This is a genomic window from Flavobacterium sp. SP2, from assembly GCF_057626655.1.
Window position 1 is genome coordinate 1 of the sequence record NZ_JBVHBT010000005.1, and the last position, 18,946, is coordinate 18,946.

The 18,946-nt window shown below is 33.4% G+C and carries 19 protein-coding genes; 9 read left to right on the forward strand and 10 right to left on the reverse strand.

Annotation, left to right across the window (positions count from 1 at the left end; all coding sequences use genetic code 11):
* Positions 1 to 284 precede the first annotated feature (284 nt).
* The 5 genes from ACZ098_RS11035 to ACZ098_RS11055 all read right to left on the reverse strand — a co-directional run bounded on the left by ACZ098_RS11035 (position 285) and on the right by ACZ098_RS11055 (position 5,343).
* Positions 285 to 845: a hypothetical protein gene (locus ACZ098_RS11035; protein WP_487311803.1), complete on the reverse strand. Its 561-nt coding sequence runs from the start codon at positions 843 to 845 to the stop codon at positions 285 to 287.
* Between the two features lie 194 nt (positions 846 to 1,039).
* Positions 1,040 to 3,268: a tyrosine-type recombinase/integrase gene (locus ACZ098_RS11040; RefSeq protein WP_487311804.1), complete on the reverse strand. Its 2,229-nt coding sequence runs from the start codon at positions 3,266 to 3,268 to the stop codon at positions 1,040 to 1,042.
* A 90-nt stretch (positions 3,269 to 3,358) separates the two neighbouring features.
* Positions 3,359 to 3,787: a response regulator gene (locus ACZ098_RS11045; protein WP_487311805.1), complete on the reverse strand. Its 429-nt coding sequence runs from the start codon at positions 3,785 to 3,787 to the stop codon at positions 3,359 to 3,361.
* Between the two features lie 3 nt (positions 3,788 to 3,790).
* Positions 3,791 to 4,882 carry a PAS domain-containing sensor histidine kinase gene (locus ACZ098_RS11050; RefSeq protein ID WP_487311806.1) on the reverse strand — a complete coding sequence of 364 codons (1,092 nt, stop codon included), beginning with the start codon at positions 4,880 to 4,882 and terminating at the stop codon, positions 3,791 to 3,793.
* A 98-nt stretch (positions 4,883 to 4,980) separates the two neighbouring features.
* Entirely contained in the window at positions 4,981 to 5,343 is a 363-nt protein-coding gene (locus ACZ098_RS11055; RefSeq protein WP_487311807.1) for a VOC family protein, read from the reverse strand.
* Positions 5,344 to 5,446: 103 nt separating this feature from the next.
* Here ACZ098_RS11055 and ACZ098_RS11060 point away from each other — a divergent pair, with 103 nt between their 5' ends.
* Positions 5,447 to 5,995, forward strand: coding sequence for a biliverdin-producing heme oxygenase (locus ACZ098_RS11060; RefSeq protein WP_487311808.1), 549 nt, complete (start codon positions 5,447 to 5,449; stop codon positions 5,993 to 5,995).
* 10 nt (positions 5,996 to 6,005) lie between these two features.
* Here the strand turns inward: ACZ098_RS11060 and ACZ098_RS11065 are convergent, their stop codons facing one another.
* The 3 genes from ACZ098_RS11065 to ACZ098_RS11075 all read right to left on the reverse strand — a co-directional run bounded on the left by ACZ098_RS11065 (position 6,006) and on the right by ACZ098_RS11075 (position 9,410).
* Complete coding sequence (locus tag ACZ098_RS11065) at positions 6,006 to 8,267, reverse strand: ATP-binding protein (protein WP_487311809.1); 2,262 nt, start codon at positions 8,265 to 8,267, stop codon at positions 6,006 to 6,008.
* 31 nt (positions 8,268 to 8,298) lie between these two features.
* Positions 8,299 to 8,745, reverse strand: coding sequence for a response regulator (locus tag ACZ098_RS11070; protein ID WP_487311810.1), 447 nt, complete (start codon positions 8,743 to 8,745; stop codon positions 8,299 to 8,301).
* An 83-nt stretch (positions 8,746 to 8,828) separates the two neighbouring features.
* Positions 8,829 to 9,410 (reverse strand): helix-turn-helix domain-containing protein, encoded by a 582-nt coding sequence (locus ACZ098_RS11075; RefSeq protein WP_487311811.1) that lies wholly within the window; start codon positions 9,408 to 9,410, stop codon positions 8,829 to 8,831.
* 891 nt (positions 9,411 to 10,301) lie between these two features.
* Here ACZ098_RS11075 and ACZ098_RS11080 point away from each other — a divergent pair.
* The 8 genes from ACZ098_RS11080 (at position 10,302) to ACZ098_RS11115 (ending at position 18,066) form a co-directional block, all read left to right on the forward strand.
* A complete protein-coding gene (locus ACZ098_RS11080; protein WP_487311812.1) occupies positions 10,302 to 12,278 on the forward strand; it encodes an alpha-ketoacid dehydrogenase subunit alpha/beta in 1,977 nt (658 codons plus the stop codon).
* Positions 12,279 to 12,288: 10 nt separating this feature from the next.
* Positions 12,289 to 12,711, forward strand: coding sequence for a hypothetical protein (locus ACZ098_RS11085; protein WP_487311813.1), 423 nt, complete (start codon positions 12,289 to 12,291; stop codon positions 12,709 to 12,711).
* Between the two features lie 55 nt (positions 12,712 to 12,766).
* Entirely contained in the window at positions 12,767 to 12,991 is a 225-nt protein-coding gene (locus tag ACZ098_RS11090) for a hypothetical protein (protein WP_487311814.1), read from the forward strand.
* Between the two features lie 123 nt (positions 12,992 to 13,114).
* Positions 13,115 to 13,474, forward strand: coding sequence for a hypothetical protein (locus tag ACZ098_RS11095; protein WP_487311815.1), 360 nt, complete (start codon positions 13,115 to 13,117; stop codon positions 13,472 to 13,474).
* A 63-nt stretch (positions 13,475 to 13,537) separates the two neighbouring features.
* Positions 13,538 to 13,771 carry a hypothetical protein gene (locus tag ACZ098_RS11100; protein WP_487311816.1) on the forward strand — a complete coding sequence of 78 codons (234 nt, stop codon included), beginning with the start codon at positions 13,538 to 13,540 and terminating at the stop codon, positions 13,769 to 13,771.
* Between the two features lie 16 nt (positions 13,772 to 13,787).
* The gene (locus tag ACZ098_RS11105) at positions 13,788 to 15,512 is read left to right on the forward strand and encodes a DUF885 domain-containing protein (RefSeq protein WP_487311817.1); all 1,725 of its coding nucleotides are present in this window, start codon (positions 13,788 to 13,790) and stop codon (positions 15,510 to 15,512) included.
* Between the two features lie 7 nt (positions 15,513 to 15,519).
* On the forward strand, positions 15,520 to 15,951 hold the full coding sequence (locus ACZ098_RS11110) for a hypothetical protein (RefSeq protein ID WP_487311818.1): 432 nt from the start codon (positions 15,520 to 15,522) through the stop codon (positions 15,949 to 15,951).
* Positions 15,952 to 16,032: 81 nt separating this feature from the next.
* Positions 16,033 to 18,066, forward strand: a complete 2,034-nt coding sequence (locus tag ACZ098_RS11115; protein WP_487311819.1) for a M13 family metallopeptidase — start codon at positions 16,033 to 16,035, stop codon at positions 18,064 to 18,066.
* A gap of 49 nt (positions 18,067 to 18,115) precedes the next feature.
* On the opposite strand, the gene ACZ098_RS11120 is transcribed toward ACZ098_RS11115, so the two are convergent.
* Entirely contained in the window at positions 18,116 to 18,445 is a 330-nt protein-coding gene (locus tag ACZ098_RS11120) for an MmcQ/YjbR family DNA-binding protein (RefSeq protein WP_487311820.1), read from the reverse strand.
* A gap of 2 nt (positions 18,446 to 18,447) precedes the next feature.
* Positions 18,448 to 18,867 (reverse strand): SRPBCC family protein, encoded by a 420-nt coding sequence (locus ACZ098_RS11125; protein ID WP_487311821.1) that lies wholly within the window; start codon positions 18,865 to 18,867, stop codon positions 18,448 to 18,450.
* Between the last annotated feature and the right edge of the window lie 79 nt (positions 18,868 to 18,946).

Consider the following 18,946-nt stretch of genomic DNA (forward strand, 5'->3'; position numbering starts at 1 on the left):
GGAAAGTTTGAGATCAAAGCTTACTTTTTGATACTCATTTTTTCGACAGGGTTGTTTTTTTGGTGTTTCCATAGGATACTAAAAGTGTTTAATTTTTAGTCAACCTATTTTAGGACGAGAGGTCAGGTAAAATGGCAGTTAACGGGCCGCGGCTTGCTGAAGTGGCGACTTCGTAACCGCTTATTTTCTTTCAAATATAATGTTTCTTGCGAAAAGTGAACGTGTTTTTAAAGAAAAAGTCGCCATTTTAGCAAACCGCTGTTGTGCGTTCGGTTTTTTATCTATTAAAATTTGACATCATCTCTTTCACAATAATATTTTGCAGGTTCAACTATACCGCCTTCTCTATATTTATTTTTATATATTTTGCTGTAAATTGTATCACCATTTTTATTTGTTTTTCTTGTGACGATTGGTGGATCTGAATAAATTATTTCGTAAACCTTATCGGCTTTTTTGCATTTCAAACATTTTACTTTTGCAAAGAATGTTTTCTGATACTTTGCAGTGAAATCTAAATTCATTTCGATGTTTTCACCTTCAAAATTCGTTACAGATTTTAATAAAATTGTTCCAATTCCGATTCCGCTACAATAAAAGTCAAATGATTTTTCGTTTTCAGGAGTAAATGTCAATTTGAAGTTTCCATTTCGGTCAGTATAACTTTCCGCCAATATTTTTCCGTCTGCTTTTACAAATATTTTTAAAGCAATAATATCATTTATTAGTTCCGCATTTTTGGGTTTTAAATGTCCATTTATATAAATCGGATTTGAAAAGTTTTTAAAACTCAATATTACAAGAATTACAGAAATCGATAGAATATGTTTTAATTTAAGTTCCATTTATTGTTGTTTTTTATTCAATTTTCCGTCGGTTTTCTGTCGCGCGAAACTGACGCACAACGTTCCGGCGCTTGGCGAGGTTGCGAACTTCGGAACTGATTATTTTCTTGCTAAAGATAAAATTTCTTGCGAGAAATTAACGTGTATTTACTACAAAATTCGCAATCTTGCCAAACGCCTATTGTAAGCTGGTTTTATTCTTCTTTTTTAATAAACTTTCCAGTTCCGCATTGAATATGTAAATCTATTCTGCAAACAAAGTAATAGACATTTCCTTCCACTTTAATAATTTCAAAATAAGGTTTTTGTTTAGCGATTATCTTTTGAAATTCAGTGAGTTTAGTTTCATCAATCTTTTCATTATTTTTTAATAGGAAACTACAATTGCTTAGTGTTATAATTTCGTAGTCTTTCATTCCATCGTCTTGGTCGGTATAATAGTGATTTCCGTTTATTTCAATTAAACTCGAATTTCTCTCTTTTGCGTCATATTGGATTTCGTATTTACCATTTTTCAGCATAGAGCAATTCTGTCCGAAAGAAGAGAAACTTAAACTGATTATAATTAGAATTAAATATTTTTCCATTTGCGGTTGATTTTTTGCAGTTTTGGCGGTAAACTTGCTTACAACTAGTAAATAGCACCAAATATATGTAACATTTTTTAAAATTTTAGGGTTCTTCAATTTTTTTGTCTCGTCTACCAATCGATCTAACGGACTTTGGATCTTGTTAACTGCTGTTGTTGTAAGATGCGTGTACAATGTTGTAGTTTTAATGTCCGAATGTCCTAAAAATTGTTGAATGTATCGAATATCTGTGCCGCCTTCTAATAAATGAGTGGCAAAGCTGTGTCGTAACGTATGTACTGTTGCTTTTTTTTCCAATCCACTTTTCTTAATGGCTTCGCGCATTACTTGTTGTACACTTCGCGTACTGTAAGGTTCGCTTGCAAATTGTCCTTCAAAAACATAATGCTTTCCATTGTAAATTTGCTTATACAATTCTAACGATTTTACAATTGATAAAGGCAACATTACCATGCGGTCTTTCTTGCCTTTAGCATTTCGAATGTGGATTTTATGTTCTAAAAACAGTATATCTACCCATTTCAATTGGACTATTTCGCTCACGCGCAACCCAGCACCATAACCAATCAACAACAATAATTTATGTTTCGGATTGTCTACAACTTGAAATATTTTTAAACATTCTTCCATGGTTAAAACCGATGGTAATTTTTTTTCTTTCTTTGGTCTTGGTATTTTAAGTTCAAAATTTTTATTGTTGGCAACTTGTTGGTAGTAAAACTGAATTGCATTAACCATGCTATGTCCTGTTGTTGCTGACAAGCCTCGCTGCATCAAGCTTCCTAAATAGTGCACAATCTCTTTCTGGGAAAGATGCACTGGATCTTGATAATCAAAATGCTTTAAAAATTGAATGAAACTTCCTGTATAAGTGCGTAACGTTGAACTACTATAATTTAAAGCTAACAATTGGTCAACCATACTTGATAAATAAGGTAAACCCCGAGCAGGAATTTTATTCAAAATGGTGTCTTTAGTCTTACTCAGTTCAATGTTTTTTCGATTAGGAAGGTTTTTAGAGTTCAAGTAGTTTTTAGAAAGTGTACTCACAACTTTTATTTCCATCGGTAACAATTGTGTTTCGATACTGTCATAAACAATTGGCGCGGCAGGAAGCAGATAGCAATCTTTGACTGTACTGTATTTAGCCAACGAAAATCGCTTTAGTTTTTCATGAACAGCCGCAATTCTTGGAACATATACTTCAATCCAAGAAGTATCTTCTGGGTGCGAAGTAATTTTTACGGTAGTTCCTTTGTAACTTTTAATGTCGGTTTCAAAGTCCTCTCCAAAAAAAGGTTGCGTCATCAAAACGGCTTCAACCTCTTGCTTTGTCTTAGGATTCCGAATAACCATGTAGGCTTTGTAGTTGCTATTCCAATATACGCCTTTAATTCGTAATAATTTTTTGCTTATTTCCTGATTATAGTGCATTTTAAAAACCCAATATTTTCCAATATTTTCTAACAATTGCAAACGCATTTTTTGTGCAAACGGAATTACTTCGGTTTTATGTTCAGGTTTATCTTTTGAATCAAGATCTAACTGATGTGCGCTACGAGTAGCTATGGGTGAAAGGTCACGGCTTCCAAGGCCGGTCACCAAATGTGCATTTGTATTCTGTTCTGTAGGTGCTTCTATCGTAATCGAATCAAAATTTTCTTTCAATTTAGAATACGATTGTGGCGAATAATCAAGATACCAACAGGTATTCGTATAGCTGAATGTGGCGTTTAGTGTTTTTAGTTTGGCAATGATGTCTTTATTGTAGGTAAAATAAATTCCAATTCTAAAGGCATTGCGATGCCATATTTTTTTAATTGTAATTGACATAGGCGTATATAAAGTACTAATATACAAAATAGTAAGCAAATATAAGCTTCAAATTGTAATTTATTTTTTAAAATAATTGAAAAGAAAGAATCAATTATCTTGAAAATAAGTAGCTACTATTTCATTTAATAGCGCAATACTGAGTGGTTTGTTTTTAAATCCTAAACGAGGACTTAAATTTTGAGCGCGCTTCAAATCATCCGGATTATGTGATGATGTAAGCATTATGATAATGATTTTAGCTTTTAGGTGTTCGGGAAGTTGTTCGTATTCGGTCAGAAATTCCCAACCATCCATAACAGGCATGTTAATGTCTAAGAAAATCAGCATTGGTTTTGGATAATCTTCACCTTGCGAAGCATATTTACCCGTATTAGTTAAATAGGCTAGGGCTTCTTTTCCGTTCAATACAACGTCAATTTTTTCGCTAATAGCAGCCTTTGCTATTAATTTCTTATTAATGTAATTGGTCGCTTCATCATCATCAATTAGTAAAATGCAGTTTAATTTATTCTTCATATTTTAACGTGTAGGTAAAGTAAATTTAAAAGTGCTTCCTTGTCCAAAAACCGATTCTACCCAAATTTTACCACCGTGTAAGTGAATAATTTTTTTGCAATGCGAAAGCCCAATTCCGGTACCTTCATAATCCAATCGGTTGTGCAGTCTTTTAAAAATTACAAATATTTGCTCAAGATGATTTTCCTCAATACCAATGCCGTTGTCTTTAACCGAAAAAACCCAAGAATCACCTTCATTTTGCGCTGCAATATGCAATACTGGAGTTTCCTCTTTTTTAGAAAACTTAATGGCATTTCCAATCAAATTTTGAAACAACAGCCTCAATTCTAAACTGTAAGCTTTTACAGTAGGCAAGTCATCAAATGTGATTTGGGCATTATGTTCTTTTATATACAAGTTCATATCGATTAAAACATCTTCTAAAAGGGAATTGCAGTTTACATCTACAAGCGTTCGTTCTTTGCCAAGTCGAGAATAATCCAAAAGTCCGCGAACCAAGGTTTCCATTCGTTTGGCAGCCATTTTTATATAATTATTGTAGGTAAGCAATTCGGTGTCTTCATTGCCTGTAAATTCGTCTTCAATCAAACTTGTAAAACTGATAATTGATCGAAGTGGTTCTTGCAAATCGTGGGATGCAATGTAAGTAAATTGCTCCAACTCTTCGTTTTTATGTTTCATCTCCTGCAAATGTTGCAAGTTGGCATCTTCTGCTTGCTTTCGCAAACTTAAATCTCGGGTAATCTTACCAAATGCAATTACCTCGCCAGTATCATCATGAATGGCATTGATTGAGATACTTCCCCAAAACGTTTCACCATTCTTTTTTACGCGCCAACCTTCGTCATTAGCAACTTTATGCTGCTTAGCAGTTTCGATAAGCTTGGTAGGAAGATCATTTTCTTGGTCGGTTTTGGTGTAAAAAAGACGGAAGTTTTTGCCTAAAATTTCATCTTCGGTATAGCCTTTTATCCGTTGCGCACCAGCATTCCAATTCTGAATGTTTCCATACGTATCTAGAAGAATAATTGCATAATCTTGAATTTCATTAACAAGTTTAAAGAGATAGTTTTGTTTATTGGTTAATTCCATGCTAGAATTGCTTTATTTTTCAACAAAAGATAATTAATCATATCAAACTTAACAAAAAAATGCAATAAAATACAATTATAAAATTATTTGTACCAGTTTTAAATAAACGCTCCAAAGTGCCAAAGAATTCCCGACGGATCGTGAACAAAGCATTCTTTTCCCCAATATTCAGTTCGAATCGGTACAATTCTAGATTCTGGATATTTAGCGGTTAAATCAAGTTCTAGTAAGTAACTGTAAAAGCTTTCTACCGAATCAACTTCCATAAAAACCATAGTATTGTCTATCCAATCTTGTAGGTAATAATCTTGAAGGTAAAAACCAAAACCTTGATACTCAAAATACGATAATGTAGCACTGATACTATGTTCGGTAAAACCTAAATCAGCATAAAAATTTCTTGAAGTTGTATAGTTTTTAGCACCTACAAACGGTCGTATCGATTTAATTTTTGAATTCATCAGTTAAAATTTTACCGAATATATAAAATTTAGTACTTACAGCAATTTAGATTTTGATTTTTAAACGTAAATTTGCTGCTATTAAAATTAAACCAACAAAAAATTGCTATTACAATTAAAAGAGGAAACTAAAGCAGTTCACGCTGCAGTCGAAAAAGTTCTGATTACACAACTCAAAAATCTCAATACAGTAAACGAATATGCTGTTTTACTTTCTAAATTACATGGCTTTTTTTACCCAATTGAAAACAGAGTTCATGAATTGGTAAACATTTCAATTTCAGATTTGAATACTAGAAAGCATTGTCCTAATCTAGAATCTGATTTAGCCAATTTACATTTTACTCCTTTTTCAAATAACAATTTGTTTGCAGATAAAATCAATTCATTTTCTTATGCACTTGGTGTGTTATACGTTATTGAAGGTTCAACACTTGGTGGTCAAATAATTAGTAAAATGCTAAAAGTACAAGTACCTACTTTGCAAGATAATCAACTTTCGTATTACAATTCGTATGGCAATTTGACGACTGAAAAGTGGATTACTTTTAAAGAGGAAATGAGTCAATTGGAGTCAATAATTAACCAATCTGAACTTTTTTTAGGTGCGCATGAAACATTTGAAGCGCTTCGACTTTGGTTGGAAAAATAATACTGAAACGTTAAGAAACAGGAAAGTACATGTAGAATTGAGCTCCTTCGTTTGGCGCTCCATCGGCTGTGATGATGCCGTTGTGCTTAGTCATTATTTTTTTACAAAGTGCTAATCCAATTCCTGAACCACTATAATCACTAAGATTATTCAATCTTGAAAATATCTTAAAAATTTTTTCATTATACTGATTGTCAAATCCAATTCCGTTGTCTTTTATTGTAATTTGATGAAATTTGCCCGGATTCGTGACGCTATTTTGATCTAGATGTACAATTGAAGCCGTTACTTCAATGACAAGAGGAATAGGTGTATTTTTAAATTTTAGCGCATTGTATAGTAGGTTAGAAAACAATTGTTTTAATAAAAACGCTATGCCGTTGATTGTTGGCAAGTCACCAATTTGTAATGTTGCTTTGTGTTCCTCTAGCGAATCGTTTATTTCAGTTTTAATTTCGTCAAAAACAGTATTTAAATTAGTTAGTTCAAAATCCGAATTCATGACCGATGTCTTGGTGTATTTTAAGATATCGGTAATTAAAGTTTGCATTCGTTCAGCCGAAGTTTGCATTTTCAAAATCTTGTTTTGAACATCATCGGGTAAGGTCTTCATTTCATCGCCAACAAGTATGGAAGCCATCATTCTAATTTTTCGAAGCGGTTCTTGTAAGTCGTGTGTACTAATCCAATTGATGTTTTCGAGTTCAGCGTTTGCATCTCTTAAAATATCGGTAAGTTTGCGCTGTATTTCTTTTTCTTCAGTAAGTAGTATAGATCGTAAATGCAGCATGAAAAAGTTGTAAAAGCTAGTAGTTGCATTGATTTCTGATTTCAACCAAGCACTACTTGAATCTTTAACACTTTCAATAAAGGTGGCAAACGATAACCTTGGCGACAAGCCGTTTTCATTGATATCGATCGACTTGTGTGGATTGCCAGCCCAATGAATGTCGGTAGTGGTAGGTTCTTTAAACCACAATAAACAATCGGTTTCATTACCCAATGAATAGTAGTTAATTCCAGGAAATCGTGAACTTATGCTTCCTAAATCAGAAGTTACTCGAGCTAATGAGCGCATGTGCACATGTCCATCTGAGCAATATTGATGCAAGAAGAAGCTTAGTTTTTTTATTTCTTCTTCGTTGGGCGTTTTGCCATAAGAATATACGGTATTATCTATCAATGCCGCAGCTCCAGCACTGTTGCAAAGTTTAATTGTCGCTTTCTTTTGGTATAATTTTTCGATAGAGAATCGGTCGAAATCTAATTTTTCCGACGTTAATTTTTCAACCGATTGATTGGCTTTACGAGCAATTTTGTACTCTTCGTTGAGCAATCGAACCTCAATTTGAGATGTAATAAAATGTCCGTGAAGTTTTACCGTATTTCTAATTTCATGACTTAGATACTTTGGTTTGTAATGATGACAGGTTATCAATCCCCAAAGTTTTCCTTTGTGCAATAACGAAATTGTAAGTGTTGCCCTAACGCCCATATTTCGCAGATATTGAATATGAATCGGCGATACACTTCGCAATACAGACCTGCTTAAATCTAAAGTCTCAAATGAAGTGTCATTAGCTTTAAAAAGCGGTACAGGTGTATAGTTGATATCACCAATAATGCGTAAGTGATTTTTTATATATAATTCTCTTGCTTGCGCAGGAATATCGGTATGTGGATAATGCAATCCCAAATACGATTCTAAATGCGCTTCTTTACTTTCGGCAATAACTTCGCCATTATATTTTTCGTCAAATCGGTACACCATAACCCGATCATAATTTGTAATATTTTTGATGGCAACGGTAACCGAGTGGGCAAGTTCTTTTAAAGTAAAACTTCCTTCAATATAGCTTAGCAGTTGTTTCGAGGAATTGTATAATTCATTACTATTAGTAAACATCGATTCTAAAAGCTCACCTTCAATTATAATTTGATCATCTTCTAAATGTAAGCTTACAGCATATAATTTATCAAAAATTAAATGGTTAAAAACCTTTACTGATTCCTTGTCTGAAGTAGTAAACAGAGTCAATTCGTCTGAAAAAGAAGACCCGAAAATAGAGGCAATAGGTTGCGTTAACAGTTGCTCGTGTGTGTAGTTAAGATATTGATACACATTTTCACTACAAACCATTATCATGTAACTAGTAACATCAACAGAAAGCAAAAAACCGTGCGGCTGAATCAATCCTGGGATGTGAATTGGCTCGTCTTCACAATTTTGTAAATTAACAAGATTACGGTTTACTATATCTTTAAAACTCATACAACAACTTTAAGTAAGTAAAGATATTAATTTACTCTTTATTGTAAATAAAATTTTCTAAATCAACTTTGTGTTTTTCCCAGTTAGTTTTGATAACACAGGCAATCATCTGCATTAAATCATGAAAATTATAGGGTTTGACTACATAGTAATTAGCACCCAAATCATGGCTTATTTGAATACTCTTTTCATCATAACTAGTAGAGTACATAATAACTGGATATTTCATTGTTTCTGAAGTGTTTCGAATTTCTTCCAACAACTGAAATCCCGATTTTCTTGGCATATTGATGTCTAAGAAAACGACACCTTTTTCTACTTTATTTTTTTTGATGTTATCCAATAGGCGATCACCATTGCGGTGAATATGCAAATTTATGGGTTGTTGCTGAGCAGATGCTATTTTGACTACTGCATCTTCAAAGAACAGTAAATCATCTTCATCATCATCGGCATAAAAAATTGCAATTTCACTCATTCAAATTGGTTTAGAATTAAGTAACAAAATTAGACTATTTGTTTATTTAAAACTTCTAATTTTATTGCTGAAATTTTTTAATTTTACTTTTTTGATTCCTCTTGTTTGGTCAATTCTTGAATGGCAAGACGGCGTTTTTCTTTCAACTTTTTAAAATGCGATGGATTGTATCCCGTAATTTTTTTGAATTGAGTTGAAAACGCAGATAGGTTGTTGTAATTCAATTTTTCAGCAATTTCGGTAAAGTTAAAATCTTCAAATAATATGAGTTCTTTGGCGCGTTCTACTTTAATCAGATTGATGTAATGCACAATAGTACAAGCTTCTAAATCGGAAAAAATAGTAGATATATAATTGTAGTCTTTGTCTATTTTTTTGGTCAAATATTCTGAAATATTAACTTTTATGTTTTGTTCGTTGTTAATGTATTCGTGACAAGCTTGTTTTACTTGCTCTATCAAAATTCCACCTTTGTTTTCTACAATCTCCAAACCTACTTTTTTTATAATGGAGTTGAGTTTTTCTTTTTTCTTTTCGTCAATACTTTCTTTAATTTCGGCTTCACCTAAAACTACTTTAACGGGATGTAAATCAAGTTTTTCAATAGCATCTTTTACAAACACTTTGCAACTCTCGCAAGCCATATTTCTGATGTAGATTTTCATAGGTTAAATTTTAGTCAAAAGTACATTTATTATCAAATTTAAAAATAAAAAAGGAAAAAAAAGCATAGTATTTTGAAACAATTTGGAGCCCATTCTTATAAACAATTGAAACTGAAATTACTATTTCCTAGTTTTGCTTTGGTTTCGTTCGTACTTTGTTCGATAAAAGTATGATTTTTTGCAAATGGTTTCGAACCAAATACGAACCAAATACGAACAAAACCCCCATAAAATCGCAGTCAACCCGTCAAGAGGCTTGATTGGACTTCAAAACCATTCAAAACCATTCAAAACCTGTCAGTATCAGTCATTATTTTCGCACAATTTAATTATGCAAAGCACGAATTGTATGAATCTTTGAATTTTGGGCGAAATAAAAATAGCACAAAGAAGCGCAAAGTTTTACACAAAGTTCCCCAATGAGTTTTTAATTTGTGGCAAAAAAAGTAGCACAAAGACACACAAAGTTTTACACAAAGAAACACAAAGTTAAATCTTTTCAATTTTTTAATTTGTGGCAAAAAAAAATAGCACAAAGGAGCGCAAAGTTTTACACAAAGATACTCAAAGCTAAGTCTTTTTAATCTTTTTAATCTGTGGCAAAAAAAATAGCACGAAGAAGCGCAAAGTTTTACACAAAGAAACACAAAGTTAAATCTTTTCAATCTTTTAATCTGTCGCAAAAAAAATAGCACAAAGACAGACAGAGTTTTGCACATAGACACTCAAAGCTAAATCTTTTTAATCCGTGAATCGGATACGAAAAAAGAGATTCTATTCAAAGCAATGATAAATTCATTACAAACAAATAATTTTACATTGAATTCCGCAAAAATAATAGGAAAAACGAACCACTTTTTTATATTTTTGCAAGGCACAAAATCAAACGCAATGAACTTCGATAGAAAAGAATTATCCAATCTTCAATTATTAGATTTATATAAAAGATTACTAAAACCAAGACTTATAGAAGAAAAAATGCTAATTCTTCTGCGTCAAGGAAAAGTATCCAAATGGTTTTCTGGAATTGGTCAAGAAGCCATCTCAGTAGGAATCACTGCTGCTTTAGACCAAGACGAATACATCTTACCAATGCACCGAAATCTAGGTGTTTTCACCGGTCGTGACATTCCGCTACACCGCTTGTTTTCACAATGGCAAGGCAAGAAAACCGGATTCACAAAAGGACGTGACAGAAGTTTTCACTTTGGTACGCAGGAGTTCCACATCATCGGAATGATTTCGCATCTTGGTCCGCAATTAGGAGTTGCAGACGGAATTGCATTGGCAAACAAATTGAAACAAAACGGCAAAGTAACCGCAGTTTTTACCGGAGAAGGCGCAACGTCTGAAGGTGATTTTCACGAAGCGTTGAACATTGCTGCCGTTTGGGATTTACCAGTTTTATTCGTTATCGAAAACAACGGTTACGGATTGTCAACGCCAACTAACGAACAATACCGTTGCGAAAACCTTGCCGATAAAGGCGCAGGCTACGGAATGGAAAGCCACATCATCGACGGAAATAACATCTTAGAAGTTTATACCAAAATAGCCGAATTGAAAGCTTCGTTAGCCGTAAATCCGAGACCAGTTTTATTGGAATTCAAAACCTTTAGAATGCGTGGTCACGAAGAGGCGAGTGGCACAAAATACGTTCCGCAAGAGTTGATGGACCTATGGGCAATTAAAGATCCAATTGCCAATTATAAAGAGTATTTGGTAAATGTAGGCGTTCTTTCGGAAGAATTAGACACCGAATTTAAAGCCAAAATAAAAGCAGAAATAGACGAACATTGGGCAATTACACAAGCCGAACCAGATATTATCGCTGATTTAAGCGAAGAATTAAATGACGTATACAAACCGTATCAATTTGAAGAAGTTAATCCTTCTGATGAAGTAGAAAATATCCGTGTGGTGGATGCTATTTCACATGCGTTGCGTCAGTCGATGGAGCGACACGATAATTTGGTAATTATGGGACAAGACATTGCCGAATATGGTGGTGCGTTCAAAATTACGGAAGGATTTGTTGAGCAGTTCGGAAAAGAACGCGTTAGAAATACACCTATTTGCGAAAGCGCCGTAGTTTCTGCCGGAATGGGATTGTCTATTAACGGACATAAAGCGATTGTAGAAATGCAGTTTGCCGATTTCGTTTCTACAGGATTCAACCCAATCGTGAATTTATTAGCAAAACAACATTACCGTTGGAACGAAAAAGCCGACGTAGTTGTAAGAATGCCTTGCGGTGGCGGTACACAAGCTGGACCATTTCACTCGCAAACTAACGAAGCTTGGTTTACTAAAACGCCAGGTTTGAAAGTAGTTTATCCAGCGTTTCCTTACGATGTAAAAGGATTGTTGAATACTGCAATTAATGATCCAAATCCGGTGATGTTTTTTGAACACAAACAATTGTACCGTTCGGTTTATCAAGATGTACCTAAGGATTATTATACTATTCCGTTTGGAAAAGCGTCGTTTATTAAAGAAGGAACTGATGTTACTGTAATTTCGTTTGGAGCGGGAGTTCATTGGGCTTTAGAAACCTTATCGAAAAATCCAGAAATCAAAGCCGATTTAATCGATTTAAGAACGTTGGTTCCAATGGATACGGATGCTATTTTGGCTTCGGTTAAGAAAACGGGAAGATGTATTATTTTGCAAGAAGACACCTTGTTTGGTGGTGTTTCGAGTGATATTTCGTCGTTCATCATGGAGAATGCTTTTGAATACCTTGATGCTCCTGTAAAACGAGTTGGAAGTTTGGAAAGTGCTATTCCATTTGTGAAATCGTTGGAAGATCAATATTTACCTAAAGTTAGATTTGAAGAAGCTCTATTAAATTTGTTACACTATTAAATTTAAAGATATGAAAAAAAGTATTGGATTACTGTTTTTACTTGTTTTGACAAGCTCGTTTATTACATCAGAAACTACTAAAGGATTTAATATTGTTGGGAAATGGAAAGGAATTGATGAAAAAAATCAAGAAGGAAGTTTTATTTTTGATGAGTTTGGATATGCAGTCATGATTAAAGATGGAGAGCGTATTGGAGGAAAAGAATTTGATTTAAATGGTGAAAAGGGTAGCATGACTTACCAACTTGATGAAAGTACATCACCTATAAAATTTGATGTTATTGTTACCAATTTAAAAACTTCTGAAAAAATGTCGATGCTATTTTTAATGAAAATTGTTGATAACAATACCTTTATTTTGGCGTCTGATTTCAACAACACAAGACCAAAATCCTTTACTAATGACAATTCAGTCACTTTTAAAAGGCAATAACCGAAGTACTAAATGGTTTTTAAATCATTTTTTTTACACTTAAATAATCTGTACAATGAAACCTTTATTAGAAAAGTTATTATTGGAAGACGCTACGATTCATAAAGTAAAATATGATAAAGAGTGGTTTTATAATCTAGACGATATTGCATTTTATTTGAAAGAAGATTTATCTGAGGTAGATTTCATACATTTACCTATGCTGATTTTTGATGAAGAAGAAATCGTAAAATGCAGTACATTTGAAGAAATTCAAAGAGGTAGGAAAGAGGTGAAGTAAGTATAACGTTTAAATAATAAATGAGTTGTACATATTGGATTTCTTTTAAGTTGACTGATTTCTGATAAAATTCCGGAGTACAGCAGCTGATTTGATTGTAATGCAACTTTAGAAATTTTGTATATGGATAGCAAATTAAAAAGTAAATTAGTAGCACTTCAACATTTGTTTGTAGCGCTAATTTTAATTCCAAAAGGTTACGACAAAATTGAGCACCACTACGACTTAATTGGTTGGATTATCCTACTTATGGGAGTTGTGGTTTTGTTGTATTTTGTTTACCAAAAAATTGCAAAAACAAGCAGTCATTTACTAGTTATTGGAATTCATTTATTCGAAAGTGTGGCACTATTTTTAACTTCATATATTTACTTTGTTGAGGAAAAAAGATTTTTACCTTACATAACGGGTATTGCTGGAGTTGGATTTTTAATTGCAACAGTTCTGCATTGTAAACCTACAAGAAAAACAAAAGAATCATAAAAGTACATTTCAAGAAATTCAAAGTAGTAGGATAGAGGCGAAGCCAAGTAAACCAAAAATAATATGGATGCAAATGCAGTTGGAGCGTTGAAGATAAAATACCAAGAAGTAATTGATTTAATAGCTCAAAAAAAGGCAATTGAAGCCGAATTAAAACTTTCGGAACTTACTGAAAAAGTAAATGATTTAATCGATTTTGCTACTTCAGATAATGACTTGAAAGAGTTGAGTTCGTTTCAAATTTTGTCCAATCACTTGCAATTGAAAATAGATGTTTTAAAAACTTCGTTAAACTAAATTTATACATTTAAAAATGAAAAAAATTACGCTTCTGCTTGTACTGTCACTTTTTGTAAGTTGTCAAAAACAAAATCCAAAAACCGATACCGAATTTGAACGTTACAAAAAAAACTTTGTAGATAACTTGTGGAAACTCAATCCAGGTTGGGCTTCTAATGTGGGTTTTCACAAATACGACAGCATTCTAGTTGTTCCAAATGCCGCCTATTCAAAGAAGATAATTGAATTTGCTAAAGCTAATTTAGATTCGCTCAAATCCTATCAAATAGAAAGTTTATCGGATAATAATAAAACCGATTTCTACATGATTCAAAATTATGCTGAAAGTACTATTTTTTCGATTAACGAATTAAAATCAGATACGTGGAATCCTTCAGATTATAATGTTTGTGGCGCATTTGCTGAAATATTGAACGGCAATTACGACACATTAGAAACCCGATTGAAGAATTTCGGAATTAAAATGAATTTTATTTCAGCTTATTACGAAGCGGCGAAAAAGAACATTAAAAATCCAACAATTGAACATACGCAATTAGCCATCGACCAGAATTTGGGAGGCATTTCAGTATTTGAATCCGATTTGAAAACCGCTTTAGAGAAAAGTAAATTATCAGAATCTGAGAAAAGTACCATTTTAAACAAAGCACAAAAATCGGTTGAAGCAATTAAAGAATATGCAGCTTGGTTACAAAAATTGGAGAACAAAACGCCAAGGTCATTCCGATTAGGAAAAGAATTGTACGCTAAGAAATTTGATTTAGACATACAGTCAAGTTATTCAGCCGACGAAATTTATCAGAAAGCAATTAATCATAAGAAAGAGTTGCATGAAAAAATGTTTGTTTTGGCCGATAAATTGTGGTCAAAGTACTTAGGCTCAACTCCTAAACCATCCGATAAACTGCAGGTAATCCGACAAGTAATCGATAAAATATCAGTACAACATACTACGCCAGAAAAATTTCAGTCTGAAATAGAAAAGCAAATTCCTGAGCTTACAGCATATGTAAAAGCGAAGAACTTGTTGTATATCGATCCATCAAAACCATTAGTAGTGCGCAAAGAACCCGATTATATGGCTGGAGTTGCTGGCGCTTCTATTTCGTCACCCGGACCTTATGATAAAAATGCCAATACGTATTATAATGTCGGAAGTATGTCGGGTTGGGAAGCTGACCGTTCTGAAAGTTATTTGAGAGAATACAATGATTATATTTTACAAATTTTGAACATTCACGAAGCCGTTCCCGGACATTACACACAATTGGTTTACAGCAATCAATCGCCAAGTATCATCAAATCGATTTTAGGAAACGGCGCAATGGTAGAAGGTTGGGCAGTGTACACCGAACGCATGATGCTAGAGAGTGGTTACAAAAACTCCGACGAAATGTGGTTGATGTACTACAAGTGGAATTTAAGAACTACTTGTAATACTATTTTAGATTACAGTGTTCATACTAAGAATATGTCGAAAGAAGAAGCCATAAGTTTGCTAACCAACGAAGCCTTTCAGCAACAAGCAGAAGCCGATGGTAAATGGAAACGCGCTACCTTATCTCAAGTACAATTGTGTTCTTATTTTACAGGTTATACCGAGATTTATGATTTTAGAGAAACGCTAAAAAAGAAAGAGGGCAACCAATTTGACTTAAAGAAATTTCATGAAAAATTCTTAAGTTACGGTAGCGCGCCAGTAAAATATATTAAAGAATTGATGTTGGATAAAAAGTAAAAAAAATATGAAAAAATATATAGTTTTAGTTCTAGTTGCGCTAACATTTAGCTCATTTACATTAAATGATAGTACTGCTGATTTCAACTTTGTTGGAAAATGGAAAAGTGACGATAAAACCGAAGAGAATTCGGGATTTATTTTTGAAGCCGATGGTTCCGCTTTTATGTTTAAAGATGCTCAGAAAATTGGTGGAAAAAATTTCGAAATTAATGGTTCAAAAGGTTCGATGAAATATAGTGTCGATAGTAAGTCAAGCCTAATAAAATTGGATATTGTCATTTCATTAAGTAAGCCACGAATTGAAACAAAAAAACTATTGATGTTAGTAAAAATTATAGATGCAAATACCATAAGTATTGCAGCTGGAGATAACGAATCAGTTCGACCAACTAAATTTACACAAGCGAATACTATAATTTTTAGAAGAATTAAATAATAATAAGATCATAAACATTTACTTGTTTTGCAAATATTTAATCGTACGACTATTCTAAAACATTCAAAAAAATCCTATACAATGAAAATAATTCAACGAGTAACCATTTTAGCAATCGCATCACTTGCAATCATTAGTTGTACTAAGAAAGAGTCAACTTTTATCGATCCGTTGGTAACAAACCGTGACACAACCGTAAATCCATCTGATGATTTTTTTGCCTATGCCAATGGTGGTTGGTTTAAAAAACATCCCATTCCGTCGTCCGAACGCAGTAATGGTATTTTCAGAATGATTCAAGATACCATCAACAATCAAATAAAATCGATTTGCGAAAAATCAGCGGAAGCCAATGCAGCCAACGGTAGTAACAAGCAAAAGATAGGTGATTTTTATGCTTCCGGAATGGATTCTGTAGCTATAAATAAAGCGGGTATAACTCCGTTAAAAACTGAATTCGCTGCTATTGAATCGATTAAAGATGTTCCAAGTGTATTGAAATCAATAGCGCATTTACAAAGTATTGGCGTTGGTGCTGGATTTGGTTTCTATGTAGGTCAAGATGACAAAAACAGTGCAAAAAATGCTATTTTCTTACACCAAGGAGGATTGGGATTAGGACAACGCGATTACTACTTCAATACAGATGCTGAAACCGTTACCATTAGAACAGAATATGTAAAGCACATTCAAAAAATGATGGAATTGATTGGTGTCAATAAAGAGATTGCATCACAAAATGCCGCGTCAATTATGAAATTGGAAACCGATTTGGCTAAAGCTTCTCGAAAATTAGAAGATTTACGTAATCCACTTCAGAATTACAATAAAATGAGTGTTAGCCAACTGAATCGAATGACTTCTAATATTGATTGGAATGGTGCTTTAAAAGATTTAGGAATTGCTAAAGCAGATACCGTAATTGTAGGTCAACCGGAATTCTATAAAGCATTCAACGGAATGTTAAAATCCTATTCTGTTGCAAATTGGAAAACGTATTTGAAATGGAATGTACTAAATTCTTACGCATCGTATCTTAATAAAGAAATTGAAGACCAAAATTTTAAATTTTATTCCACAGTAATGAGTGGCGTAAAAGTCCAAAGACCAAGATGGAAACGCATTGTAGAACAAACAGATGGTTCGTTAGGAGAGTTAATTGGTCAGGTTTACGTTGAGGAATATTTGCCAAAAGGAACGAAAGAAAAACTATTAGAAATTGGAAACAATATTCGAGACGTTTATGCAACGAGAATTAAAAATCTGGATTGGATGAGTGAAGCAACCAAAGTAAAAGCGCTTGATAAGTTGAAGAAAATTGTAATGAAAGTAGGTTATCCCGATAAATGGAAAGATTTAAGTTCGATTGCTATCGATAGAAACTCCTACCTAAAAAATGTGATGGCAGTCAATAATTGGTCGTATAACGACATGATAAACAAGTTTGGCAAACCAGTTGATAGAACCGAATGGGGTATGTTTCCACAAACGTATAACGCGTATTACAATCCAAGTAATAACGAGATTTGTGTGCCAGCATGCAACATCATTGTGCCAGGTTTTGAAGGTAGAATGCCAGACGATGCTGTATTGTATGGTATAATTGGTGGTTCTACTTTTGGTCATGAAATTACCCACGGATTTGACGATCAAGGAAGTCAATATGATGATAAAGGAAATTTAAACAATTGGTGGACAGCAGAAGATTTGAAGAAATTCAAACAAAAAACACAATTGATTGTTGCACAATACAGTAAGTTTAAAGTTGGCGATAAAAATGTGAATGGCGATGCCACACAAGGAGAAAACATAGCCGATTTAGGTGGAGTAGTAATGGGTTACGAAGCATTCAAAAAAACAAACCAATTTAAAACGAATAAAAAAATTAGCGGATTATCGCCAGATCAACGTTACTTTTTGGCTTATGGTTATGCATGGATGGTAAATGGAACAAAAGAATATTTAGCCCAGCAAGTAATGACCGATGTGCATTCGCCGGCACGATTTAGAATTAATGGACCTTTGGCAAATGTTCCAGAATTTCACAAAGCATTCAATATTAAACCAGGAAACTCAATGTATCAAGCCGATTCATTGAAAGTGGTAATTTGGTAATAGTTAAAAAATTCTATTGAAAAGGTGCTAATTTTTTTAGCACCTTTTTTTATATGTCTGTTTTAAATTTCTTTGGAACAACTAACAAATAAGAAGTTTTCAAGGCGTCTTTGCACATTTCAAGTGGTATTTCATTGAGATTCATGTGCGTCCAACCTTGTTTTCCCCATTTATTTGGAACTGGAAACATAAAATTTTTATTTAAGCAAAATAAATCTTGATCAATTTCTGAAAGTTTGATAGTCGCTCTATTTTCTTTACTGTTTAGCGTTGCAAATATTTTTTTATTCACTCGAAAACTTGTTTTTTCAAAATGAGGAGCTTCCGAAACGTGAGGCAAGTTCATTGCGATTGCTGTAAATTCCTCTATACGTACCATCTTTAGTTGTTTTCGACATACTTTTTAAAATTATTTAATATGCTTTGCCAACCTTGTTGTTGCAATTCAATTGGATTTTGATTTTCTGCTTCAAAAGTTTCTACAACCTCAACATGGTCTCCAATTGCAATAAAATCAACAGCGACTGTTCGTCCATCTGCCAAAGTAGATTTGATTGATTTTTCTAGTCCTATTTCGGAGTAAGTTCCTTCTAAATCAAAGCTCATACTTCCGTCTTTTGCTGCCATTGTAAAGATATAATTTCCACCAACATGCAAATTATTTATCGCTTTAGGCGTATGCCAATCGTCTGATGCGTGGTTCCATTGCTCAATGTGTTTTGGAGTTGTCCAGTAATTCCAAACTTTTTCGATTGTACTGTTTATAATGCATTCCACCGTGATTTTTGTTCTATCTCCCATATTTTTATATGTTTTGAATTATAATAGGTTCGACATTAGCCTAAAAGTACCTTTATGAAATATAAAATTATGAATTAAA

Bases quoted from the DNA above. Each gene is read 5' to 3' on its own strand.
- ACZ098_RS11080 (WP_487311812.1), top strand. From the start codon at position 10,302: ATGAACTTCGATAGAAAAGAATTATCCAATCTTCAATTATTAGATTTA.
- ACZ098_RS11115 (WP_487311819.1), top strand. From the start codon at position 16,033: ATGAAAATAATTCAACGAGTAACCATTTTAGCAATCGCATCACTTGCA.
- ACZ098_RS11065 (WP_487311809.1), bottom strand. From the start codon at position 8,267: ATGAGTTTTAAAGATATAGTAAACCGTAATCTTGTTAATTTACAAAAT.
- ACZ098_RS11075 (WP_487311811.1), bottom strand. From the start codon at position 9,410: ATGAAAATCTACATCAGAAATATGGCTTGCGAGAGTTGCAAAGTGTTT.
- ACZ098_RS11105 (WP_487311817.1), top strand. From the start codon at position 13,788: ATGAAAAAAATTACGCTTCTGCTTGTACTGTCACTTTTTGTAAGTTGT.
- ACZ098_RS11120 (WP_487311820.1), bottom strand. From the start codon at position 18,445: ATGGTACGTATAGAGGAATTTACAGCAATCGCAATGAACTTGCCTCAC.
- ACZ098_RS11125 (WP_487311821.1), bottom strand. From the start codon at position 18,867: ATGGGAGATAGAACAAAAATCACGGTGGAATGCATTATAAACAGTACA.
- ACZ098_RS11100 (WP_487311816.1), top strand. From the start codon at position 13,538: ATGGATGCAAATGCAGTTGGAGCGTTGAAGATAAAATACCAAGAAGTA.
- ACZ098_RS11070 (WP_487311810.1), bottom strand. From the start codon at position 8,745: ATGAGTGAAATTGCAATTTTTTATGCCGATGATGATGAAGATGATTTA.
- ACZ098_RS11085 (WP_487311813.1), top strand. From the start codon at position 12,289: ATGAAAAAAAGTATTGGATTACTGTTTTTACTTGTTTTGACAAGCTCG.
- ACZ098_RS11110 (WP_487311818.1), top strand. From the start codon at position 15,520: ATGAAAAAATATATAGTTTTAGTTCTAGTTGCGCTAACATTTAGCTCA.
- ACZ098_RS11035 (WP_487311803.1), bottom strand. From the start codon at position 845: ATGGAACTTAAATTAAAACATATTCTATCGATTTCTGTAATTCTTGTA.
- ACZ098_RS11045 (WP_487311805.1), bottom strand. From the start codon at position 3,787: ATGAAGAATAAATTAAACTGCATTTTACTAATTGATGATGATGAAGCG.
- ACZ098_RS11095 (WP_487311815.1), top strand. From the start codon at position 13,115: ATGGATAGCAAATTAAAAAGTAAATTAGTAGCACTTCAACATTTGTTT.
- ACZ098_RS11040 (WP_487311804.1), bottom strand. From the start codon at position 3,268: ATGTCAATTACAATTAAAAAAATATGGCATCGCAATGCCTTTAGAATT.
- ACZ098_RS11055 (WP_487311807.1), bottom strand. From the start codon at position 5,343: ATGAATTCAAAAATTAAATCGATACGACCGTTTGTAGGTGCTAAAAAC.
- ACZ098_RS11090 (WP_487311814.1), top strand. From the start codon at position 12,767: ATGAAACCTTTATTAGAAAAGTTATTATTGGAAGACGCTACGATTCAT.
- ACZ098_RS11050 (WP_487311806.1), bottom strand. From the start codon at position 4,882: ATGGAATTAACCAATAAACAAAACTATCTCTTTAAACTTGTTAATGAA.